Here is a 19664-nt window from a genome sequence, read left to right on the forward strand (position 1 = left end):
GCCGTGCGGATACCTCCGCACGGCCCCGCTCCACGCCCGGCCCCCGGCCGGCAACGAGAAGGTCACACCATGCGCTTCGCCATCGGCGACACCGACTTCCTGCTCGACGGCGAGCCGCACCGGATCCTGTCCGGCGCGATCCACTACTTCCGCGTGCACCCCGACCTGTGGGCCGACCGCATCCGCAAGGCGAAGCTGATGGGCCTCAACACCATCGAGACGTACGTCGCCTGGAACGCGCACGCACCGTCGCCGGACGTCTTCGACCTGAGCGGCGGGCTGGACCTCGGCCGCTTCCTCGACCTCGTCGCCGCCGAGGGCATGCACGCCATCGTGCGCCCCGGGCCCTACATCTGCGCCGAGTGGTCGAACGGCGGCCTGCCGTACTGGTTGTTCGCGGACGGCTCCGTGGGCGTCCGGTGCAACGAGCCCGGGTTCCTCGCAGCGGTCGAGACGTACCTGCAGCACCTGGCCCCCGTGCTGGTCCCGCGGCAGATCGACCACGGCGGGCCGATCGTGCTCGTGCAGGTCGAGAACGAGTACGGCGCCTACGGGTCCGACCCCGCGTACCTGCGCGCACTCGAGCAGATGCACCGCGACATCGGTCTGACCGTCCCCTTCACGAGCGTCGACCAGCCGATGGGCACGATGCTCGAGGACGGCTCCCTGCCCTCGCTGCACAAGACCGGCTCGTTCGGGTCGCGCTCCACCGAACGCCTCGCCCGCCTGCGCCAGGCGCAGCCGACCGGCCCGCTCATGTGCTCGGAGTTCTGGGACGGCTGGTTCGACAGCTGGGGCGAGCACCACCACACCACGCCGGCGGCTGCCTCGGCGTCGGACCTCGACGACCTGCTCGCCGCCGGGGGCTCGGTGAACATCTACATGTTCCACGGCGGCACGAACTTCGGCTTCACGAACGGCGCGAACGACAAGGGCGTCTACCGTCCGATCGCGACGTCGTACGACTACGACGCGCCGCTCGACGAGGCCGGTCGCCCGACGGAGAAGTTCCACGCGTTCCGCTCGGTGATCGAGCGCTACGCGCCGGTGCCGCCGCTGCCGGCGTCGATGCAGCCGGGCGGGTCGGGCCGGCTCGCGGCCGGCGCGGCTGACGGCACCGGTGTGGAGGCCCGGGTCGCCCCCGCTACCGACCTCGCCGTCCGACTGGACCGCGTCGCATCGCTGCGATCCCTGCTGCCCGCGCTCGCGTCGTGGTCCGCGCAAGACGAGCCGCCGACCTTCGACGCCCTCGGTGCCGCGAGCGGCTTCGTCGTGTACCGCGCCGAGGTGGACCTGCCCACCGGCGGCGTGCTCACCGTCGGCACCGAGGTGCGCGACCGTGCGGTCGTCTCCGTCGACGGTGCGGTCGTCGGCGTGCTGGAGCGGGAGCACCACGACCGCGCGATCGTCCTGCCGGCGGTCACCGGCACGCTCGAACTGCTCGTCGAGGACCAGGGCCGCGTCGACTACGGCCCGCGCATCGGCGAGCCGAAGGGCCTCGTCGGGGGAGTGGCCGTCGACGGCGTCCCGCTCGCCCGTTGGACCGCTGCGCCGCTCGCCCTCGACCCGATCGCACCCGCCGCGCTCGCGGCACTGGCGGAGACCGCCCCGACCGGTGGCGACGTGCTCGCCGGCCCGACGTTCGCCGCCGGGTCGTTCGACCTCGACGGCGTGGACGACCGCTACCTGTCGCTGGACGGCTTCCGCAAGGGAGTCGCCTGGGTCAATGGGTTCTGCCTCGGCCGGTACTGGTCGCGCGGGCCGCAGCAGACCCTGGCGATCCCCGGCCCGGTCCTGCGAGAGGGCCGGAACGAGCTCGTCGTGCTCGAGCTGCACGCCGCGGCGTCCCGCACCGCGTGCCTGCTGCCCGAGCCCGCCCTCGGCCACACCGAGGCGTAGCGGCCCCGCGTGGCGCCGGTGCCGGGCGCCGAGTGAGCAGAAGACGTCGAGTGCGCCCCACCCACCCGACGTCTTCTGTTCACTCGGTGTGGTGCGGCGCGGTGTGGTGCGGCGCTGGCGTCGAGATCCCGTCGAGGGCGTCGAGCTCGGCGACCGCCCGCTCGGCGTCCGCGATCCGGTCGGCCTCGGGGCGGGTCCACCACTCGGGGCCGCGCTCGCCGAGCCCGTGCTTCGCGAGCCCGTTCCGGTGCCGGGCCGCCGCCAGGGCCTCGTCGTCGCCCGCACGCTTCGCGGTCTTCACGGCGTTCCGCCCGCGGCCGAGGTGGCTACGCAGTGCGGCGGCGAGCTCCTCGGGCAGGGCCGGGTCGGTCCGGCGCCAGCGCCGGCCGTCCACGACGAAGAAGTGGTCGTCGGGTTCGGCGGTCATGCCCCGAGTCTGCACCGTCGGTGGTCCCCGGTAGACAGGTGTCGATGAGCAACGCACGCGTCCGCCCGATGCTCGACATCCGTCGCATCTACGCCGAGCCCGCCGCCCTCGACCTGCAGCGCGGGCAGGAGATCGTCGGGCAGTGGCCGGACGCCGAGGTGGTGCCGGTCGAGTCGCACTGGAACATCCCCGAGGTGCACGGCGACGAGCGCAACGTGCAGCGCTGGGTGCGGATCAAGACCGAGGCCCTCGTGCTCGGGGTGAAGAAGTCGCTCGTCACCCGGCCGAACGGGCGCTCAGCCGACTTCATCGCCCCGTCCACCGCGAACGGCTGCGCGATGGCCTGCGCCTACTGCTACGTGCCGCGGCGCAAGGGGTACAGCAACCCGGTCACCGTCTTCGCGAACATCGACCAGATCACGAAGCACGTCGCCCGGAACGTCGCGAAGCAGGGGCCGAAGACCGAGCCGAACCAGTGCGATCCAGAGGCCTGGGTCTACGACATCGGGGAGAACAGCGACTGCTCGGTCGACGCGATGATCAGCGACAACGTGCGCGACCTCTGCGACCTGTTCCGGATGACCCCGACGGCGAAGGCGTCGTTCGCGACGAAGTACGTCAACCGCGACCTGCTCGACTGGGACCCGATGGGGCGCACGCGCATCCGGTTCTCGCTCATGCCGCACGAGACGGCGAAGGTCACCGACATCCGCACCAGCCCGATCGCCGAACGGATCACCGCCGTCAACGACTTCGTCGACGCCGGGTACGAGGTCCACCTCAACTTCTCACCGGTCATCCTCACGCCGACGTGGGAGTCCGACTGGGCCGAACTGCTGCGCCAGGTGGACGACGTGCTGTCCCCGGCGGCCAAGGCGCAGCTCGCGGCCGAGGTGATCTTCCTGACGCACAACCAGCCCCTGCACGAGGTCAACCTCGGCTGGCACCCGAAGGCAGAGGACCTGCTGTGGCGCCCAGACCTGCAGGAGCAGAAGGTGTCGCAGAACGGCGCGGTGAACGTCCGCTACCGGTCCGGCATGAAGGGGCAGCTCGTCGAGCGCTTCCGCGAGCTCGTCGCCGAGCACCTGCCGTCCTGCCGCATCCGGTACGCGTTCTGACGCTGCACACCCCGGCGCGTCCCCGCGACGCGGAACGGCCGCGGCGCGTGTGTCGCGTCGGGGCCGTTCCTGCAGGTCGACCTACTTGCCGTCGAGGGCGTCCTTCGCCTTCTCCTTGTCGAGGCGCCCCTCGCCCATGACCTGGTCCTTCTGGCCCTGGTGCTTGAGCTCCGCGTCGTCCGTGTGCTTGCCGACGGCCTCTTCGGCCTTGCCGGCGACCTTCTGCGTGAGGTCCTTGGCCTTGTCTCCGAGCGACATGATCGCTCCTTTCGTCCGGGTCCCGCCGAGGGTCCCCGGCGCGTCTGTCCCCGACTGAACCACGCGCTCACCCTCCGCTCACGGAGGAACCCGAGGTCCGTGTACCCCGCGGCGCCACCACGGGGTACATCGGCGTGTAGGACACGCCGCTGATCAGGGGATGAGACGGTCCTCGCGGTACCGGGCGAACAGGTCCGCGAAGGCCTGCTCGGTCCGACGGAACGCCGTGAAGCCGGCAGCCCGGCTCTTGCCCATGTCCGTGACGACCTCCATCGCCCGACCGAGGTCGGCATCGGTGTGCCACCACGACGCGAGCCGGGTGACGTCCGACTCGACCAGGCCGTGCCGCTCGGCGATGCCGGCCCACTCGGCCTCGTACGGGGCCATCTGCACCTCGAGCGGGCGGGGTGCGTCCTGGTACCCGACGACGCGCGCCGGGTCGACACCGAGGTGCGCCGCCAGGCGCGGCCACATCCAGCGCCAGCGGAAGACGTCACCGTTCACGATGTTGAACGGCTCGTCGGCGCCCTCGGGCGAGGTCGACGCCCACACCATGTGCTCGGCGAGGATGCCCGCGTCGGTCATGTCGGTCAGGCCGTTCCACTGCGCCTCGCTGCCCGGGAACACGAAGTCGAGCCCGAGCTCCTTCGCCAGGGTCGCCTGCACGGCGATCGTCAGGCCCATGTTCATGGCGTTGCCGACGGCGTGGCCGATGACGGTGTGCGAGCGGTGCACGGACCAGGTGAAGCCCTGGCGCTCGGCGGCGGCGAAGAGCTCGTCCTCCTGCGCGTAGTAGAAGTTCGGGGTGTCGAGCCGCGGCTCCTCCTCGTGGAAGGGCGTGTCGGGCATCTCGCCCGCTGCGTACGCCTCGAACGGGCCGAGGTAGTGCTTCAGCCCGGTGACGAGCGCGACGTGCGCCAACGGTGCGTGCGTCAACGCCGCCAGGAGGTCGCGGACCATCCCGCCGTTGACGCGGATGTTCTCGGCCTCGGTCTCCTGCCGCTGCCACGCGGTGAAGAACACGTGGGTGGGCTGCTCGTCCGCCAGTGCGGCGGACAGGCTCTCGGGGTCGCGGAGGTCCGCGGCGACGGTCCGGACGCCGTCGCGGCCGATCGGTCGGCGGGACAGCGCCGTGACCTCCCAGCCGTCGTCGAGCAGGTGGCTCACCAGGGCGGAGCCGGTGATGCCGCTCGCCCCCACGACGAGGGCTCGGGGCTGGACAGGGGTCGGTTCGGTCGATCCGGTTGCAGTCATCCCTGCATGCAACCGACGATGGACGACACGTGTTCCCTCAGCGCGGGCGACGGATGCGGATCGGGCCCTTCGCCGTCGACGGGTCGACCACGGCACCGCCCTGCGTGATCTCGACCTCGCCCCGTGCCACCATGCGACGGGCGGCCCGGCGGGCGGGTTCCATCAACGGACGCCAGTCGTCGGGGTCGAGCGACCGGGCGACCTCGGACGGGCAGATGCTCGAGGTCCGTGCGCGCGCGGCGAGCAGTTCGTCGATGCGCTGTTCGAGGGCACGGTCGGTGGCGTTCACTCCGTGCTTCCGGCACGCTGCGGAGCAGTACCGCGCTTCCGGCGCCGCCGACGAGGGCATGGTGCGACCGCACGACGCGCACGTGCGCTCGGCGTGCTCCGCCTCGTTCGCCGCAGCGTCCGCTTCCGTCCTGATCGCGCGTCCCATGCCTGCATCTTCGTCCTGCTGCTCCTGTCCGTTCCCAGCACGAGCGCACCCGGCGCAGGTCCGGCTGGCAGCATCGGACCGGTGAGCACCGACACCGCACCCACCCGTCACCCCGAACCCGCCTGGGTCGAGCACGTCATGTGGTGGCACGTGTACCCGCTCGGCTTCGTCGGCGCCGACGTCCGACCCGGGTCCGCCGTCGAGGACCGCCCGGTCGAGCACCGCCTCGGTCGGATCGAGCCGTGGCTCGACCACGTCGTGGACCTCGGCCTGAACGGCCTGCTGCTCGGACCGGTGTTCGCGAGTTCGACGCACGGCTACGACACCGTGGACCACTTCCGCATCGACCCGCGCCTCGGTGACGACGACGACCTCGACCGTCTGGCGGCCGCCGCGCACGAGCGGGGGATCCGGGTCCTGCTCGACGGCGTCTTCAACCACGTCGGCCGCGAGCACCCGGCGTTCCGGGCGCTCGAGGAGCACGGCCCCGACGCCGAGACGGCCGACTTGTTCGCGATCGACTGGACGGGGTGGACGCCGGGGCAGCCGGTGCCGGTCGGACTGTTCGAGGGACACGACATCCTGGTGGCGCTCGACCACGACAGCCGGGCGACCGAGGACCTCGTGGTGCAGATCATGGCGCACTGGCTCGAGCGGGGGATCGACGGCTGGCGGCTCGACGCGGCCTACGCGGTGCCGCCGTCCTTCTGGGCACGGGTGCTGCCGCGGGTGCGCGAGCGGTTCCCGGACGCGTGGTTCAGCGGCGAGGTGATCCACGGGGACGCCGCGGCGATCGCCCGGGAGTCGACGATGGACTCGCTGACGCAGTACGAGCTGTGGCAGGGCGTCTGGCACGGCATCGCGGACCGCAACGGCCACGAGCTGGCGCACGCGATCGAGCGGCACGACGCCCTGCTCGCGACGTTCGCCCCGACGACCTTCGTCGGCAACCACGACGTCACCCGCATCGCGAGCGCGGTGGGGGAGCCGTTCGCCGGCCACGCGGCGGCGGTGCTGTTCACCGTCGCCGGCACGCCGATCGTCTACGCGGGCGACGAGTACGGCTGGACCGGGGTGAAGGAGGAACGCGAGGGCGGCGACGACGCGGTGCGCCCGGAGTTCCCGGACACGCCACCCGCAGCGGGCGACCTGACGCACGCGTACGAGGCGCTCGTCGCCCTGCGCCGCCGCAACCCGTGGCTGCACCGGGCCCACACCGACGTCGTGCACCTGACGAACACGGCCGTGGTCCTGCGGACCGCCACGGCGGACGCGGCCGTGGTGACCGCCCTGAACCTGTCGGACGACCCCGTCGAGGTTCCCGCGGCCGACGCGACGCAGGTGGAGGCGGGCGGTGCCGATCTCGGTGACGGGACCCTGCGCCTCCCGGCCAGGGGGTGGGCGGTCCTCACCCGCTGACGCACGAAAGCGACAGAAGTGCGCGGATGTTCCGCAGCACTCTGTCGCTTTCGCGGGGGTGACCCCGGACGCACGCCCTACTTGCGCGCAGCGGCGGCCCGGCGCTTGTTGAACACGTCGAACGCGACGGCGGCGAGCAGCACCAGGCCCTTGATGAGCGACTGGTACTCGGTGCCGACACCGAGGATCGACATGCCGTTGTTGAGCAGCCCGATGATGAGACCACCGACGATGGCGCCCGGCACGGTGCCGATGCCACCCGTGACCGCCGCGCCGCCGATGAACACCGCGGCGATGGCGTCGAGCTCGAAGCCGTTGCCCGCACCGGGTGCCGCCAGGTTGAGCTGGCCGGTGAAGACCACGCCGGCCAGTGCCGAGATGACACCCATGTTCACGAAGAGCATGAACGTGACGCGCTTGGTCTTCACGCCGGACAGCTGCGCGGCCAGGGCGTTGCCGCCGATGGCGTAGACGTGCCGGCCGAACACCGCACTCCGCATGATGACCGAGTAGACCACGACGAGTGCGCCGAGGATGACGAGCACGATCGGGGTGCCGTTGTAGCTCGCCAGCAGCAGGGCCACGTAGATGACGAGGGCGACGCCGAACGCGAGCTTCACGATGAACCAGGCGAACGGTTCGCTCTCGAGCTGGTACTTGCGGCGGGTGGCTCGGCCGCGGAACGCGGTGACCGCCATGACGGCGGCGGCGGCGAAGCCGAGGATCATCGTGAGCGGCTCGTACCCGGTGGTGCCGAACGACGGCAGGAAGCCGGACCCGAGGGCACGGAAGCCGTCCGGGAACGGGGAGATCTGCTGGTTGTGCAGCACGATCTGCGCCGCACCGCGGAAGGCGAGCATGCCGGCCAGGGTGACGATGAACGCCGGGATCCCGAAGTAGGCGATCCAGAACCCCTGCCAGGCGCCGACGAGCGCGCCGACGACCAGGCAGAGCACGACGGCGATCGGCCACGGGACGTGCCACTGCGTGATCATCACACCGGCCATCGCACCGGTGAAGGCGACGACCGACCCGACCGACAGGTCGATGTGCCCGGCGATGATCACCATCACCATGCCGATGGCGAGGATGAGGATGTAGCTGTTCTGGACGATCAGGTTCGAGACGTTGATCGGGGCCAGGGTGATGCCGCTCGTCGTCACCTGGAAGAAGACGACGATGACGATCAGCGCGATGAACAGGCCGATCTGTCGGAGCTGCCCGGTGAGGTAGCCGGCGGCGGACTTAAGCGCGTTCATTGACAGGGGTCTCCCGTTCCTGGGTCATGTACTGCATGAGGACCTCTGGGGTGGCCTCGGAGCGGGGCACGTCAGCGGTGATCGTGCCCTCGGAGAGCGTGTAGATGCGGTCGCAGATGCCGAGGAGCTCCGGGAGCTCCGAGGAGATCACGATGACCCCCTTGCCCTGGTCCGCGAGGCTGTTGATGATCGTGTAGATCTCGTACTTCGCACCGACGTCGATGCCGCGGGTCGGCTCGTCGAGGATGAGCACGTCGGGGTCGGTGTACATCCACTTCGACAGGACGACCTTCTGCTGGTTGCCGCCGGAGAGCTTCCCGGTGACGACGTCGACGTTCGGTGCCTTGATGTTGAGGTTCTTCAGGAACCGTCCGGCGACCGTGGTCTCCTCGGACGCGTTGACGAAGCCCCAGTTCGCGAGCTTGCCGAGCGCCGACCCGGAGATGTTCCGCTTGATGTCGTCGATCAGGTTGAGGCCGTAGCGCTTGCGGTCCTCGGTGACGTACGCGATGCCGTGGTCGATCGCCTGCGACACCGTGTGCGTCTTGATCGGGGTGCCGCGCTTGTAGACCGTCCCGCTGATGCCGGAACCGTAGGACCTGCCGAACACGCTCATCGCGAGTTCGGTCCGTCCGGCCCCCATGAGCCCGGCGATGCCGACGATCTCACCGGCGCGCACGTTCAGGTTGACCTGGTGGATGATCTCGCGCGACCCGTCGAGCGGGTGGTGGACCGTCCAGTCCTCGATCCGCAGGAGCTCCTCGCCGATCTGCGGGTCGTGCTCGGGGTACCGGTTCGACAGGTCGCGGCCGACCATGCCGCGGATGATCCGGTCCTCGGAGACGTCGTCGGCGTGCATGTCGAGCGTCTCGATGGTCTGGCCGTCACGGATGATCGTGACCTTGTCCGCGATCGCCTTGATCTCGTTGAGCTTGTGGCTGATGATGATCGCCGTCATGCCCTCGGCCTGCAGCGAGCGGATGAGCTCGAGCAGGTGCGCGGAGTCGTCGTCGTTCAGCGCGGCGGTCGGCTCGTCGAGGATGAGGAGCTTCACGTCCTTCGAGAGCGCCTTGGCGATCTCGACGAGCTGCTGCTTGCCGACGCCGATGTCCACGATCTTCGTGACCGGGTTGTCCTTGAGGCCGACGCGCTGCAGGAGCTCGGCGGCGGCCAGGTTCGTCTTGTTCCAGTCGATGAACCCGCCCGTCGACCGTTCGTTGCCGAGGAAGATGTTCTCGGCGATCGACAGGAACGGGCTCAGCGCGAGCTCCTGGTGGATGATGACGACGCCCGAGGCCTCGGAGTCGTTGATGTCCGCGAACGAGACCGGAGCGCCGTCGAGCAGGATCTGCCCCTCGAAGGAGCCGTGCGGGTACACGCCCGACAGCACCTTCATGAGGGTCGACTTGCCGGCGCCGTTCTCGCCGCAGATGGCGTGGACCTGGCCGCGCTCGACCTCGATCGAGACGCCCTGCAGGGCCTTCACGCCGGGGAACGTCTTGGTGATGTCACGCATCTCGAGGATCGTGTCCGTCACGTCGACCGCCTTCCGTGGTGCGCGCCGTGGCGCGCGGATGGGGCGGACGGGAGGCACGGGGCGGGGTCGACCCGTGCCTCCTGTCCGACAGGTGGGTTGCGACTACTTCAGGTCGGCTTCGGTGTAGTAGCCCGAGTCGACGAGGACTTCCTTGTAGTTGTCCTTCGTGACGACCGTCGGCTGGAACAGGAAGGTCGGGACGACCTTGACCTTGTTGTCGTAGCTCTTCGTGTCGTTGACCTCGGGCTCCTTGCCGGTGAGCAGGTCCTCGGCCATGGTCACCGACTGCTTGGCGAGCTTGCGGGTGTCCTTGTAGATGGTCGAGTACTGCTGACCGGCGATGATCGACTTGACCGAGGCCGCCTCGGCGTCCTGGCCCGTGACGGTCGGCAGCGGGCGGTCGCTGGTGCCGTAGCCGGCACCCTGCAGCGCCGAGATGATGCCGATCGAGATGCCGTCGTACGGCGAGAGCACGCCGTCCAGCGTGGTGCCGCCCGAGTACGACTTCGCGACGAGGTTCTGCATGCGGGCCTTGGCGGTCGCCGGGTCCCACTGCTGCGTGGCGGCCTGCGAGAGCTGGTCCTGACCCGACTGGATCTTCAGCGTGCCGTCGTCGAGGTACGGCTTGAGGGTCTTCATGGCGCCGTTGAAGAAGAAGCTCGCGTTGTTGTCGTCGAGCGAGCCGGCGAAGACCTCGATGTTGAACGGGCCCTTCTCGCCGGTCTTCTCGCCCTTCTCGTCGAGGACGCCGAGGCCGGTGAGCAGGCTGGTCGCCTGGTCGACGCCGACCTTCTCGTTGTCGAACGACACGTAGTAGTCGACGTTCTTGTTGCCCGTCAGCAGGCGGTCGTACGAGATCACCTTGATGCCGGCCTTGGCGGCGGCGTCGAGCTGGTCGGAGAGGGCCCCGCCGTCGATGGACGCGATGATGAGGACCTTCGCGCCCTTCGTGATCATGTTGCTGACCTGCTGGGCCTGCTGCTGGACCTTGTTGTCGCCGTACTCGAGGTCGACCTTGTAGCCGGCCTTCTCGAGGTCGCTCTTGACGGCGTCGCCGTCCTTGATCCAGCGTTCCGAGACCTTGGTCGGCATGGCGACGCCGACGAGGGCGCCCTTGTTGTCGGTGCCGCTGCCGCCGCCGTCGGTGGCCGCACGGCCTCCGGCGGAGCAGCCGGCGAGTGCGATCGCGATGCCGAGGGCTGCGACGCCCGCGATGATCCTGCGCTTCGTCATCGAAGTACCTCTGTTCCTCTCACGTCGTCGTCGACGCGCTCAGGGTGCCGGGGCTGCTGTGCCCCGGGGGATGCGCTCGTGTGAGCGCTCACATCTTGTGGGTTCCGTAACGGGGTGTCAACTCATCGTGACCGTTTCGCGACCTTGCCGCGTCGCGCGGACCGAGCGGTACGGTGTGCACGTGACGACGACTCCGGCCCGTGGGGGCAAGGCCCGCAAGGCGCCGACGATCTTCGACGTGGCCGAACGCGCCGGCGTCTCGCACCAGACGGTGTCCCGGGTGATCAACGGCGACCCCACCGTGCGGGAGCAGTTCCGGACGCAGGTCACCGACGCCGTGGCCGCCCTCGGCTACCGTCCCCGCGCCGCGGCCCGGGCGCTCGCCGGGGGCCGCAGCCGCGCGCTCGGCATCATCACCGCGGGCGACGCCCTGTACGGGCCGTCGAGCACCGCCATCGGCTTCGAGCGGGCGGCCCGGTCCGCCGGGTACCACGTGCTGCTCTCGACCCTGCCCGAGGACCCGCGCCCCGTCGACCTGTCCGGCGCGCTCACGACGCTGCTCGCGCAGGACGTCGCCGCGATCGTCCTCGTCGCCGCGGACAACCGCGTGCTCGACGCACTCGCCTCGCTCACCGTGCCGGTCACCGTGCCCGTCGTCGTCGCGAACGCCGTGCAGCGCGACGCCGCCCGTGCACCGTCGGCACCGAGCGTCGCCGCGGTCGCCATCGACCAGGCGGCGGGCACCGCGCTCGTCATGCAGCACCTGTTCGACCGCGGACACCGGCGGATCGTGCACATCGCCGGACCGCACGTGTCCCAGGAGTCCGAGGTGCGCCGCGCGTCCTACCTGCGGATCATGGCGGACGCCGGTCTCGAGCCCGTCGTGCTCGAGGGCGACTGGACCCCCGCCAGCGGCTTCGAGGCCGCGCGGCACATCGACGTCCACACCGTCGACGCGGTGTTCGCCGGCAACGACCAGATGGCGCTCGGCGTGCTGCACGCCTTCGCCGACGAGGGGCTGCGCGTGCCCGACGACATCGCCGTCGTCGGGTTCGACGACATCCCCGAGGCGGCCCACTTCACGCCGCCGCTCACCACCGTGCGGCAGGACTTCCGGGCGATGGGCGAGCGGGTGCTCGAGAGCGTCCGGTCCCTCATCGAGGGCGAGCCGCGCGACGAGACGCTGCTCGCGCCCGAGCTCGTGGTGCGCCGGAGCGCCTGAACCGCACGGTCGGCGTCAGGGCAGGAGACCCGACCGGTACGCCCAGACCACGGTCTGCAGGCGGTCACGCGTGCCGATCTTCGTCATCACCCGGGTCAGGTGCGACTTCACGGTGCTCGTCTCGACGACCAGGCGCGCACCGATCTCGTCGTTCGACAGGCCCTCGCCGAGCAGCCGGACGATCTCGTTCTCGCGCGCGGTCAACACGTCCGGCAGCGGCTGCACCGAGGCGGTCCGACGACGTCGGACGAACTCGGCGACGACCCGTCGCGTGGTGGTGCCGTCGATCGCCGACCGGCCGGCTGCGAGCGCGCGGACCGCGCCGACGAACTCGTCCGGTTCGACGTCCTTCAGCACGAAGCCCTGCGCCCCCGCCTCGAGGGCGCCGAACACGTACTCGTCGAGGTCGAACGTCGTGGCGACGAGCACCGCAGGGGACGCCGGCGACCCGCGGCGCGCGTCCGGTTCGGCCGTCGGCGCGTCCGGTGCGTCCGGGGCGTCCGGTCCGACGATGGCCCGCGTGGCCTCGATCCCGTCGCCGCCCGGCATCCGGACGTCCATCACGACCACGTCCGGCCGGACGCGTCGGACCAGCCCGACGGCCTCGCGACCACCGGCGGCCTCGCCGACCACCTCGATGCCGCCGGCCGTCTCGAGCACGATGCGGAACCCGGCGCGGACGATGGACTGGTCGTCGACCAGGACGACGCGGATCACGTGGTGCTCCTCGTGTCCAGGTCGAGCCGGACCCGCCAACGGCCGCCCGCGACCGGACCCGCTCGCAGCCGGCCGCCGACGAGCGTCGCGCGCTCCCGCATGCCGACCAGGCCGTGTCCGGGTGGGCCCGCGGGAGCCTCCGACGGGCCGAGGTCGTTCTCGACGGTGATCGTGACCCGGTCGGCATCGGCGGACACGCCCAGCAGGGCGGGTGCTCCGGCGGTGTGCCGGCGGGCGTTCACCAGGGCTTCCTGCACGGTGCGGTACGCCGTGACGTCGGCGAGCGGAGCGAGGTCGGGGAGCGTCCCGTCGATCCGCGCGACGACCACCTGGCCGGAGGCGCGGGCCGCGTCGACGAGGTCGCCGACGTCCGCGAGTCCCGGGACCGGGGCGGTCCCGGTGGCGTCGTCCCCGGTCTCGCGCAGGATCCCGACGATCGCACGGAGCGCCTGCAGGGTCTCGCGGCCCTGCTCCCGGATGCTGCGCACCGAGTCCTTCGCCCGCTCCGGATCGACGTCGACCAGGCGTTCGGCGGCCCCGGCCTGCACCACCAGCCCGGTCAGGTGGTGCGCCGCGACGTCGTGGAGTTCGCGGGCCATGCGGGTTCGCTCGGCGGCGACGGCCGCCCGGGTGCGGGTCACCTGGTGCTCGACGGCCTCGGCTGCGCGTTCCTCGGCAGCACGCGCGTGGGCACGCCGCAGCGCGGTCCACGAGCCGACCGCGGCGCTCGCGCCGTTCACGACGACGGCGGTGAGGACGACGGCGACCGCACCGAGGACGAGGGTCAGGGGGTCCGACCGCGGTGCTGCACCGAGCAGCGCGGTGACCGTACCGGTCGCACCGACGACGGCGCCCACCGCCGCGATGCCGACGGCGGCGACGATCGCTCGGACCGCCGCCGCGGGCGGCCGCGCCGCGCCGACGGTGGCCGCGGCGACGACCGGGGCCACGCCCCACAGCGCGACGCCGGTCGGGACGGCCGCGAGCAGGGCCGCCTGCACGACCGCGACGGTCAGCAGCGTGGCCACGGGCCGTCGGCGACGCACCACGAGTGGTGCGCACTGCACCACCGCGAGGACGACCACCGCGGCGACCTGCGTGTCCGTGCCGGTGCGGGCGGTCCCGAGCAACAGGTCGGCAGCCCGCAGGAGGCCGAGCAGCGCGACGGTGACGACGGCCGACGCGACCGCGAGTGCGACGTCGCGGTTGTCAGCGGTCCGCGCACCGACACGGGCCAGGACACGGCGGACCCCTGCGGTCGCGGTACGGGACGACCCGGCGGACCCGGAGTCGGTCGACGCCGGGGTGCTCTGACGGTCTGCCACCGTTCGAGCATGCCAGGTGGCGCTGACCGAGCAGCGCGGCGCGTGCCCTGACCCGGCCATCAGTACGTCACGCTCGGAGCGAGCAGGTGGAACGCGACGGCGATCCCGGCGACCACCACCAGGGCCGCCACCACGAGCACCCTGCCGGTGACGGACGCCCAGCCGCGGTGCGTGCGGACCGCTCGCCACGCAGCGAGTGCAGCGGGCACGACCGCGAGCACACCGACGAGCTGCAGCACCTGCAGGACCCGCAGCGTGACGGTGCCGACGTCCTGGAACGCCAACGCCTGCACGGCGACCGAGGCCCAGCCGAACAGGGCCACCAGGGCCGAGACCTGGCCGATCCGCGACAGCAGGAGGAGCCGATCGCGGCTCCGGCTCCGGCCTCGACCGATCGCGGTGAGGGCCGTGACGGGCCAGCCGACCACCGACACCAGGAGCACGGCGAAGGCGGCGACCAACGACGGCAGGACGAGCGAGGCGACCTGCCAGGGTGCGGCTCGCAGCATCGTGAACGCCCCGCCCCACGCGATGGTCGTCACGGTGCCGTCGTCGTCACCGGCGGTGCGGGTCGCGAGCAGGGCGTCACCGCCGACCTCACGCCACAGGTGCGGGCCGATCGGCTCGTAGACGGCCGTCGTCGTGCCCAGCGGCTTCGGCGTCACCGCGACGGTGCCGTCCGCCCGGGCCGTGACGGTGGTCTGGCCGGCGAGGGCCAGGAGCGCGCCCGGGTTCGTGGCGGGGGAGCGCGACGTCACGAAGGTGCCGGCGAGGTCCGCCGCCGCTGCCCGCGCGGAGGCGGTGCTCATCCGGGATGTCCCGCCTGCGCTGTCGGTCGTCGTCGCGTCGCCCCGCAGGTACCGGTCGGCGAAGCCGCGCACGACCGCGTCCCGGAGCTCGATCGCGTCGGTGGCGGTGCGTCCGCTGCCGTTCATGGTGATGAAGATGCCCGCGTGCTCGTCGGGGAAGAGCCGCATGGCGCTGTGGAACACGATCGTGTCACCGTCGTGACCGGAGGCCGGCAGGCCGGGGGTGGACTCGTCGAAGAACCCGAGGTCCATCCGCTGACCCGCTGCGAGCGTGCCGAGGTCGTCGCTGTCGAGCGCCGGACGGTGCATTGACGCGAGGGTTCCCGGCTGCACGAGCGCCTGGTCGGTGGGCACGTCGCCGAGCTGCGCGAGCATGAAGCGTGCCATGTCGGTGACCGTGGACGACATCGCCCCGGCAGGAGCACCGTGCACGACCTCGGTCGGCCGCGCCGGTCCAGAGTCGTCGAGGTACCCGCGCGCGAGGCGTGCGTCGAGGGCTTCGGGCAGCGGCTGCGCGAACGACGAGGACGACATGCCGAGGGGTGTGAAGACGCGCCGCTGCAGCAGCGATTCGAAGGGTTCGCCGCTCACGCGCTGGGCGATGTACCCGGCGAGCGCTCCACCGTAGTTCGAGTACGCGGGTGTCGTGCCGGGCGTGAAGACCTGCGCCGGCGGGGCGTCGACGACGGCCGCTCGGAGCGACTCCTCGCTGCCGGGCGTGCCGATCAGACCACCGATGACCTCCTCGAAGCCGGCGGTGTGCGTCAGCAGGTTCCGCATCGTGACGGGGCCCTTCGGGGTGTCCAGGTCGAAGTCCAGGTACTGCTGCACGTCGGCGCCCAGGTCGATCTCGCCGTCCTCGACGAGTTGCATGACCGCGGTCGCGGTGGCCGTCTTCGAGACCGAGCCGACACGGAACAGGGTGCGGTCCGGGTCCACCCGCTCGGCGCGGGTCGAACCGGTCCCGGTGTCCGCCATGCCGTACCCCGCAGTGGTGAGGACGCGGCCGTCCGCGACGACGGACACGGCCGCGCCGGGGATGCCGGTGGCGGGGAGGGCTGCGCCGACGGCTCCGTCCAGCCAGGCGTCGACGTCGTCCTCGGTCAGGGTGTGCCCTCCCGGCTGGTGGACCGGAGGGGCCGGGGTCGCGGCGACCGGGGCGGCGGTCGCACCCGGGGTGGAGGCCGCCGCGGAGGCTGCGACGCCGGTGCCGAGGGCCAGCGAGGTGCCGAGTGCGACGGCAGCGGCGATCCGTCGGGCCCGTGGGACGCGCCCGGTGGGGGGAGTCGGGACGTGGTGAGGTGTCATGACTCCACGTTCGCCGGTCCCGCGGCGCAGCACAGGCGGCACGGGTCGGGACCTCGTTGCGACCTGGGTCGCAACTCCGTGCCCTCCCTGCGCCGCAGGACCCGCGCGGCGGCTCCCCGCGTCAGCGTGTCAGCGGCAGCCAGACGCGCATCGGCGCCGCACCCCGGTTGGCCCAGGCGTAGTACGGCACGGCGACCGCCGTCACCGCCGTCGCACCCGCATCCGCATCCGAGCCGGCCACGTCGTCGACGCCGGTCGTGTCGGTGGGGTGCGCCGCGCCTCCCGGTCGGTCCAGCCGTCGGTACGGCCACGCGGACTGCTCGTGTGCGGCCGGGGCGGACCCCGGCACGCGCAGCGTGACGACGCCGTCGAGCAGGTCGTCGCGGTGCTCCTCGGTGATCGGCGCGTCCGCGTCGACCGTCAGGTCGTCGACGGTGAAGCCCTGCTGGTCCGCCTGCTCGACGGCGTAGACGAGCGGGCCGCGCTCGATCGCGACCTGCCCACGGGCGGCGTCGATGCGGGCGTCGGCGACCCAACGGTGCGGGGTGGTGTCGAAGACGAGCTCGACGGTGTCGCCCGCGGTCCACGTGCGCTCGACCACGTGCAGCGTGCCCGCGGCGGGGTGGTCCCGGCCGTCCGGACCCGACACGGTCGTGGTGTCGGACCAGGCGGGGATCCGCAGGCCGAGGGCGAGCGGGCCGTCCTCGGTGACCGTCACGCGGACGCGGCCGTCGTGCGGGTAGCCGGTCTCGACGCGCACCGGGCCGAGGTCGGCGGTGGCGTACTGGTGGACCTGCAGGCCGCCGTCGGTCACGGTCGCCAGTGAGCCGTCGAGGCTCGCGAAGGTGCGCATGATGTTCGGCGGGCAGCAGGCGCAGTCGAACCAGCCGCGGCGCCCGTGCGCGGGGGAGCGGTTCTCGTCCCGGTGCGCGTGGTCCCGCTGCTGCAGCGGGTTGACGTAGAAGTACTCGGTGCCGGCCAGGCTCACCCCGGCGAGGAACGCGTTGTACAGCAGGCGCTCGATCGCGTCGGCGTACACCGGCTTGCCGGTGGCGAGCAGCAGCCGCCAGGCCCACTGGACCCCGCCGATCGCGGCGCAGGTCTCCGCGTAGCCGCGGTCCGTCGGCAGCTCGTACGGGTCGCCGAACGCCTCCCAGTCCCAGCGCGCCCCGAGGCCGCCGGTGATGAACGCCTTCGTCGCCGTCATGTCCGCGAACTGGCGCTCGCTCGCGGCGAGGAGCTCGGTGTCACCGGTCTCCACCGCGACGTCGACCGCGCCCGCCGCCAGGTACACGGCACGGACCGCGTGGCCCTCGACGGTCGCGGCCTGCCGCACCGGCACCCGGTCCGAGAAGTACGTCGGCTCGCCGCCGGCGCGCTCGATGATGCCGTGCCCGCGGGCGTCGACGAACCAGTGCGCCAGGTCGAGGTAGTCGCGGGTCCCGGTCTCGCGGTACAGCTCGACCAGGCCCATCTCGACGACGGGGTGCCCGTCGACGTCGCGCGTCTTCGGCGTGCCGTCCGGTGCGGTGCCGTCGCCGAACGTGCGCACCAGGTGGTCGGCGTTCTTGATCGCGACCTCGAGCAACGCGGTGTCGCCCGTCGCGCGGTGCTGCGCCACGGCGGCCTGGTACAGGTGCCCGGCGCAGTACAGCTCGTGGCTCCACTTGAGGTCGGTGTACCGCTCGCCGCCGCTCCGCACCTGCTGCACGGAGTCGACGTAGCCGTCCTCGGCCTGCGCCTGCGCGTACAGCGAGGTGACCTCGCGCTGCAGTTCGAGCAGGTCGTCGGCGGGGGCGCGGCCGTGCTCCCACGCGACGGCCTCGAGCCACTTCGTCACGTCGGAGTCCATGAACACCGGGCCGACGGCCTCGCCCTGCTCGAGCCCCGCGGCGATGCGCAGGTTGCGGAAGTTGCCGGCCGCCTCGAGCTGTCGGTGACCGCTCCGCACCGCGTCGCGGCCGTTGCGCTCCTGGCGGAGCGCCCAGAAGCCGCCGGTGATCCGGGCGTCGCCGGCGGGCAGCGGGCGGAGCACGACCCGTGCGTCGGCGGTCGGGAGGACCGGGGTCGCGGTGCGCGCACGGCGGTCGGTCGCGAGCGTGGTGGTCATGTCGCCTCCTTGCGATGTGACGAGCGGCGCCGGTGCCGGGGCCGGTGCCGGAAAACGCTTTCTGTCGCCGACGGTACGACACGCAGCAGGAGGCGCGCAAGGGCTCGTCCCCGCCGGTTCCGTATGATCGTGGGCACCACCCGACCGCCGGAAAGGGGTTTGCCGTGACCGTGGAGCGCACCGTGCGGCCCGTCCGGATCACCGACGTCGCCGCGCTCGCCGGGGTCTCGATCGGCACCGCGTCGAAGGCCCTGAACGGCACCGGGCAGCTGCGGGAGTCCACCCGGCAGCGGGTGCGGGACGCGGCCGATGCGCTCGGCTTCGTCGGGGACGCCCGGGCCCGTGCGCTGTCCTCCGGCCGGACCTACACGGTCGGCATGATCACCACGGACTCGTTCGGCCGGTTCTCGATCCCGGTGCTGCTCGGTGCCGAGGACGCCCTGTCCGCCGGGCAGATGGCCGTGCTGCTCTGCGACACCCGCGACGACCACGTGCGCGAGGCCCACTACCTGCGCTCCCTGGCGGCCCGCGGCGTCGACGGCATCATCGTGACCGGCCGCTCCGCCGACGCCCGACCGCCCATCGACGTGGCCATCCCCGTCGTCTACGCGTTCACGCCGTCGACCGACGCCGCCGACGTCTCGGTCACGCTCGACGACGCAGCCGGATCGTCGGCGGTGGCGTCGCACGTGCTGTCGCTCGGGCGGTCACGAGTCGCCGTCGTCACCGGGCCGTCCCGCGCGCGGTCCGCGGTCCGCCGGGCCGAGGGTGCGTCGGCGGCGCTCGGGACGCACCTGGTCGCCGAACCGCTGTTCGGCGAGTGGTCGGAGCGCTGGGGGCGACAGGCCGTGGACCTGCTCGCACGGCAGTCGCCCGACGTCGACGCGATCGTGTGCGGCAGCGACCAGATCGCGCGGGGCGTGTGCGATCGGCTCCGGGAGCTCGGGCGGTCCGTGCCGGGCGACGTCGCGGTCACCGGCTTCGACGACTGGGACGTGATGGCCCTGGCGTCGCGCCCGCCGCTGACCACCGTGGACCTGCGGCTCGAGGAACTCGGTCGCGTCGCCGGCCAGGCCCTGCTCGCCCTGATCGACGGCGGCACGGCCTCGTCGGCGTCCGTGACCCCGTCCCTCGTCATCCGCGAGAGCACCGTCGGCGCGTAGCGCGCGGGGGCGGCGGTCCGTTGCCGGTGCCGGTGCCGGCGGTCCCTCCCGACCGGTCACGACACCCCGTCACCCGTGGCCGAGCGGTCACGACTCGTCGCTCGGCGCGTACTGAGTCGACCCGTCGTGACCGCTCGACGGCGAGGCAGCGGGTTGTCGTGACCGGCACG

16 protein-coding genes are annotated in these 19664 nt (G+C 72.0%); 5 read left to right on the forward strand and 11 right to left on the reverse strand.

What is annotated here, in order from left to right:
* Nucleotides 1-69 precede the first annotated feature (69 nt).
* On the forward strand, nucleotides 70-1899 hold the full coding sequence (locus tag BIU94_RS12550; protein WP_071260745.1) for a beta-galactosidase family protein: 1830 nt from the start codon (nucleotides 70-72) through the stop codon (nucleotides 1897-1899).
* Nucleotides 1900-1978: 79 nt separating this feature from the next.
* Here BIU94_RS12550 and BIU94_RS12555 read toward each other — a convergent pair whose 3' ends face one another.
* Nucleotides 1979-2326 (reverse strand): biopolymer transporter Tol, encoded by a 348-nt coding sequence (locus BIU94_RS12555; protein WP_071260747.1) that lies wholly within the window; start codon nucleotides 2324-2326, stop codon nucleotides 1979-1981.
* A 44-nt stretch (nucleotides 2327-2370) separates the two neighbouring features.
* Between BIU94_RS12555 and BIU94_RS12560 the strand changes: the two genes are divergently transcribed.
* Nucleotides 2371-3444: a spore photoproduct lyase family protein gene (locus BIU94_RS12560; protein WP_083404869.1), complete on the forward strand. Its 1074-nt coding sequence runs from the start codon at nucleotides 2371-2373 to the stop codon at nucleotides 3442-3444.
* 81 nt (nucleotides 3445-3525) lie between these two features.
* Here BIU94_RS12560 and BIU94_RS17475 read toward each other — a convergent pair whose 3' ends face one another.
* The 3 genes from BIU94_RS17475 to BIU94_RS18125 form a co-directional block, all read right to left on the reverse strand.
* Nucleotides 3526-3702: a CsbD family protein gene (locus BIU94_RS17475; protein WP_139195963.1), complete on the reverse strand. Its 177-nt coding sequence runs from the start codon at nucleotides 3700-3702 to the stop codon at nucleotides 3526-3528.
* A gap of 153 nt (nucleotides 3703-3855) precedes the next feature.
* Nucleotides 3856-4956 carry an SDR family oxidoreductase gene (locus BIU94_RS12565; RefSeq protein ID WP_071260750.1) on the reverse strand — a complete coding sequence of 367 codons (1101 nt, stop codon included), beginning with the start codon at nucleotides 4954-4956 and terminating at the stop codon, nucleotides 3856-3858.
* 37 nt (nucleotides 4957-4993) lie between these two features.
* A complete protein-coding gene (locus BIU94_RS18125; RefSeq protein WP_254784814.1) occupies nucleotides 4994-5245 on the reverse strand; it encodes a DUF3253 domain-containing protein in 252 nt (83 codons plus the stop codon).
* Between the two features lie 228 nt (nucleotides 5246-5473).
* Here BIU94_RS18125 and BIU94_RS12575 point away from each other — a divergent pair, with 228 nt between their 5' ends.
* Nucleotides 5474-6811: an alpha-amylase family glycosyl hydrolase gene (locus BIU94_RS12575; RefSeq protein WP_254784815.1), complete on the forward strand. Its 1338-nt coding sequence runs from the start codon at nucleotides 5474-5476 to the stop codon at nucleotides 6809-6811.
* Nucleotides 6812-6888: 77 nt separating this feature from the next.
* Here BIU94_RS12575 and mmsB read toward each other — a convergent pair whose 3' ends face one another.
* The 3 genes from mmsB to chvE all read right to left on the reverse strand — a co-directional run bounded on the left by mmsB (nucleotide 6889) and on the right by chvE (nucleotide 10840).
* Nucleotides 6889-8070, reverse strand: coding sequence for a multiple monosaccharide ABC transporter permease (mmsB, locus tag BIU94_RS12580; protein WP_071260755.1), 1182 nt, complete (start codon nucleotides 8068-8070; stop codon nucleotides 6889-6891).
* Nucleotides 8057-9607, reverse strand: a complete 1551-nt coding sequence (mmsA, locus tag BIU94_RS12585; RefSeq protein WP_071260757.1) for a multiple monosaccharide ABC transporter ATP-binding protein — start codon at nucleotides 9605-9607, stop codon at nucleotides 8057-8059. The genes mmsB and mmsA overlap by 14 nt, the downstream gene beginning before the upstream one ends.
* Nucleotides 9608-9709: 102 nt before the next feature.
* On the reverse strand, nucleotides 9710-10840 hold the full coding sequence (gene chvE / locus BIU94_RS12590; RefSeq protein WP_071260759.1) for a multiple monosaccharide ABC transporter substrate-binding protein: 1131 nt from the start codon (nucleotides 10838-10840) through the stop codon (nucleotides 9710-9712).
* 181 nt (nucleotides 10841-11021) lie between these two features.
* Between chvE and BIU94_RS17480 the strand changes: the two genes are divergently transcribed.
* Nucleotides 11022-12062 (forward strand): substrate-binding domain-containing protein, encoded by a 1041-nt coding sequence (locus tag BIU94_RS17480; protein WP_071261980.1) that lies wholly within the window; start codon nucleotides 11022-11024, stop codon nucleotides 12060-12062.
* Nucleotides 12063-12077: 15 nt separating this feature from the next.
* Here BIU94_RS17480 and BIU94_RS12600 read toward each other — a convergent pair whose 3' ends face one another.
* The 4 genes from BIU94_RS12600 to BIU94_RS12615 all read right to left on the reverse strand — a co-directional run bounded on the left by BIU94_RS12600 (nucleotide 12078) and on the right by BIU94_RS12615 (nucleotide 18331).
* A complete protein-coding gene (locus BIU94_RS12600; protein ID WP_071260761.1) occupies nucleotides 12078-12779 on the reverse strand; it encodes a response regulator transcription factor in 702 nt (233 codons plus the stop codon).
* Nucleotides 12776-14104 (reverse strand): sensor histidine kinase, encoded by a 1329-nt coding sequence (locus tag BIU94_RS12605; protein ID WP_071260763.1) that lies wholly within the window; start codon nucleotides 14102-14104, stop codon nucleotides 12776-12778. Before BIU94_RS12605 ends, BIU94_RS12600 begins: the two co-directional genes overlap by 4 nt.
* 59 nt (nucleotides 14105-14163) lie before the next feature.
* Entirely contained in the window at nucleotides 14164-16221 is a 2058-nt protein-coding gene (locus BIU94_RS12610) for a serine hydrolase (RefSeq protein ID WP_071260770.1), read from the reverse strand.
* Between the two features lie 121 nt (nucleotides 16222-16342).
* Nucleotides 16343-18331 (reverse strand): glycoside hydrolase family 127 protein, encoded by a 1989-nt coding sequence (locus BIU94_RS12615; RefSeq protein ID WP_071260772.1) that lies wholly within the window; start codon nucleotides 18329-18331, stop codon nucleotides 16343-16345.
* Nucleotides 18332-18495: 164 nt separating this feature from the next.
* Between BIU94_RS12615 and BIU94_RS12620 the strand changes: the two genes are divergently transcribed.
* Nucleotides 18496-19494, forward strand: coding sequence for a LacI family DNA-binding transcriptional regulator (locus BIU94_RS12620; protein WP_071260774.1), 999 nt, complete (start codon nucleotides 18496-18498; stop codon nucleotides 19492-19494).
* Nucleotides 19495-19664 lie beyond the last annotated feature (170 nt).

It is taken from the genome of Curtobacterium sp. MMLR14_006 (assembly GCF_001864985.1).
Taxonomy (GTDB): Bacteria; Actinomycetota; Actinomycetes; order Actinomycetales; family Microbacteriaceae; genus Curtobacterium.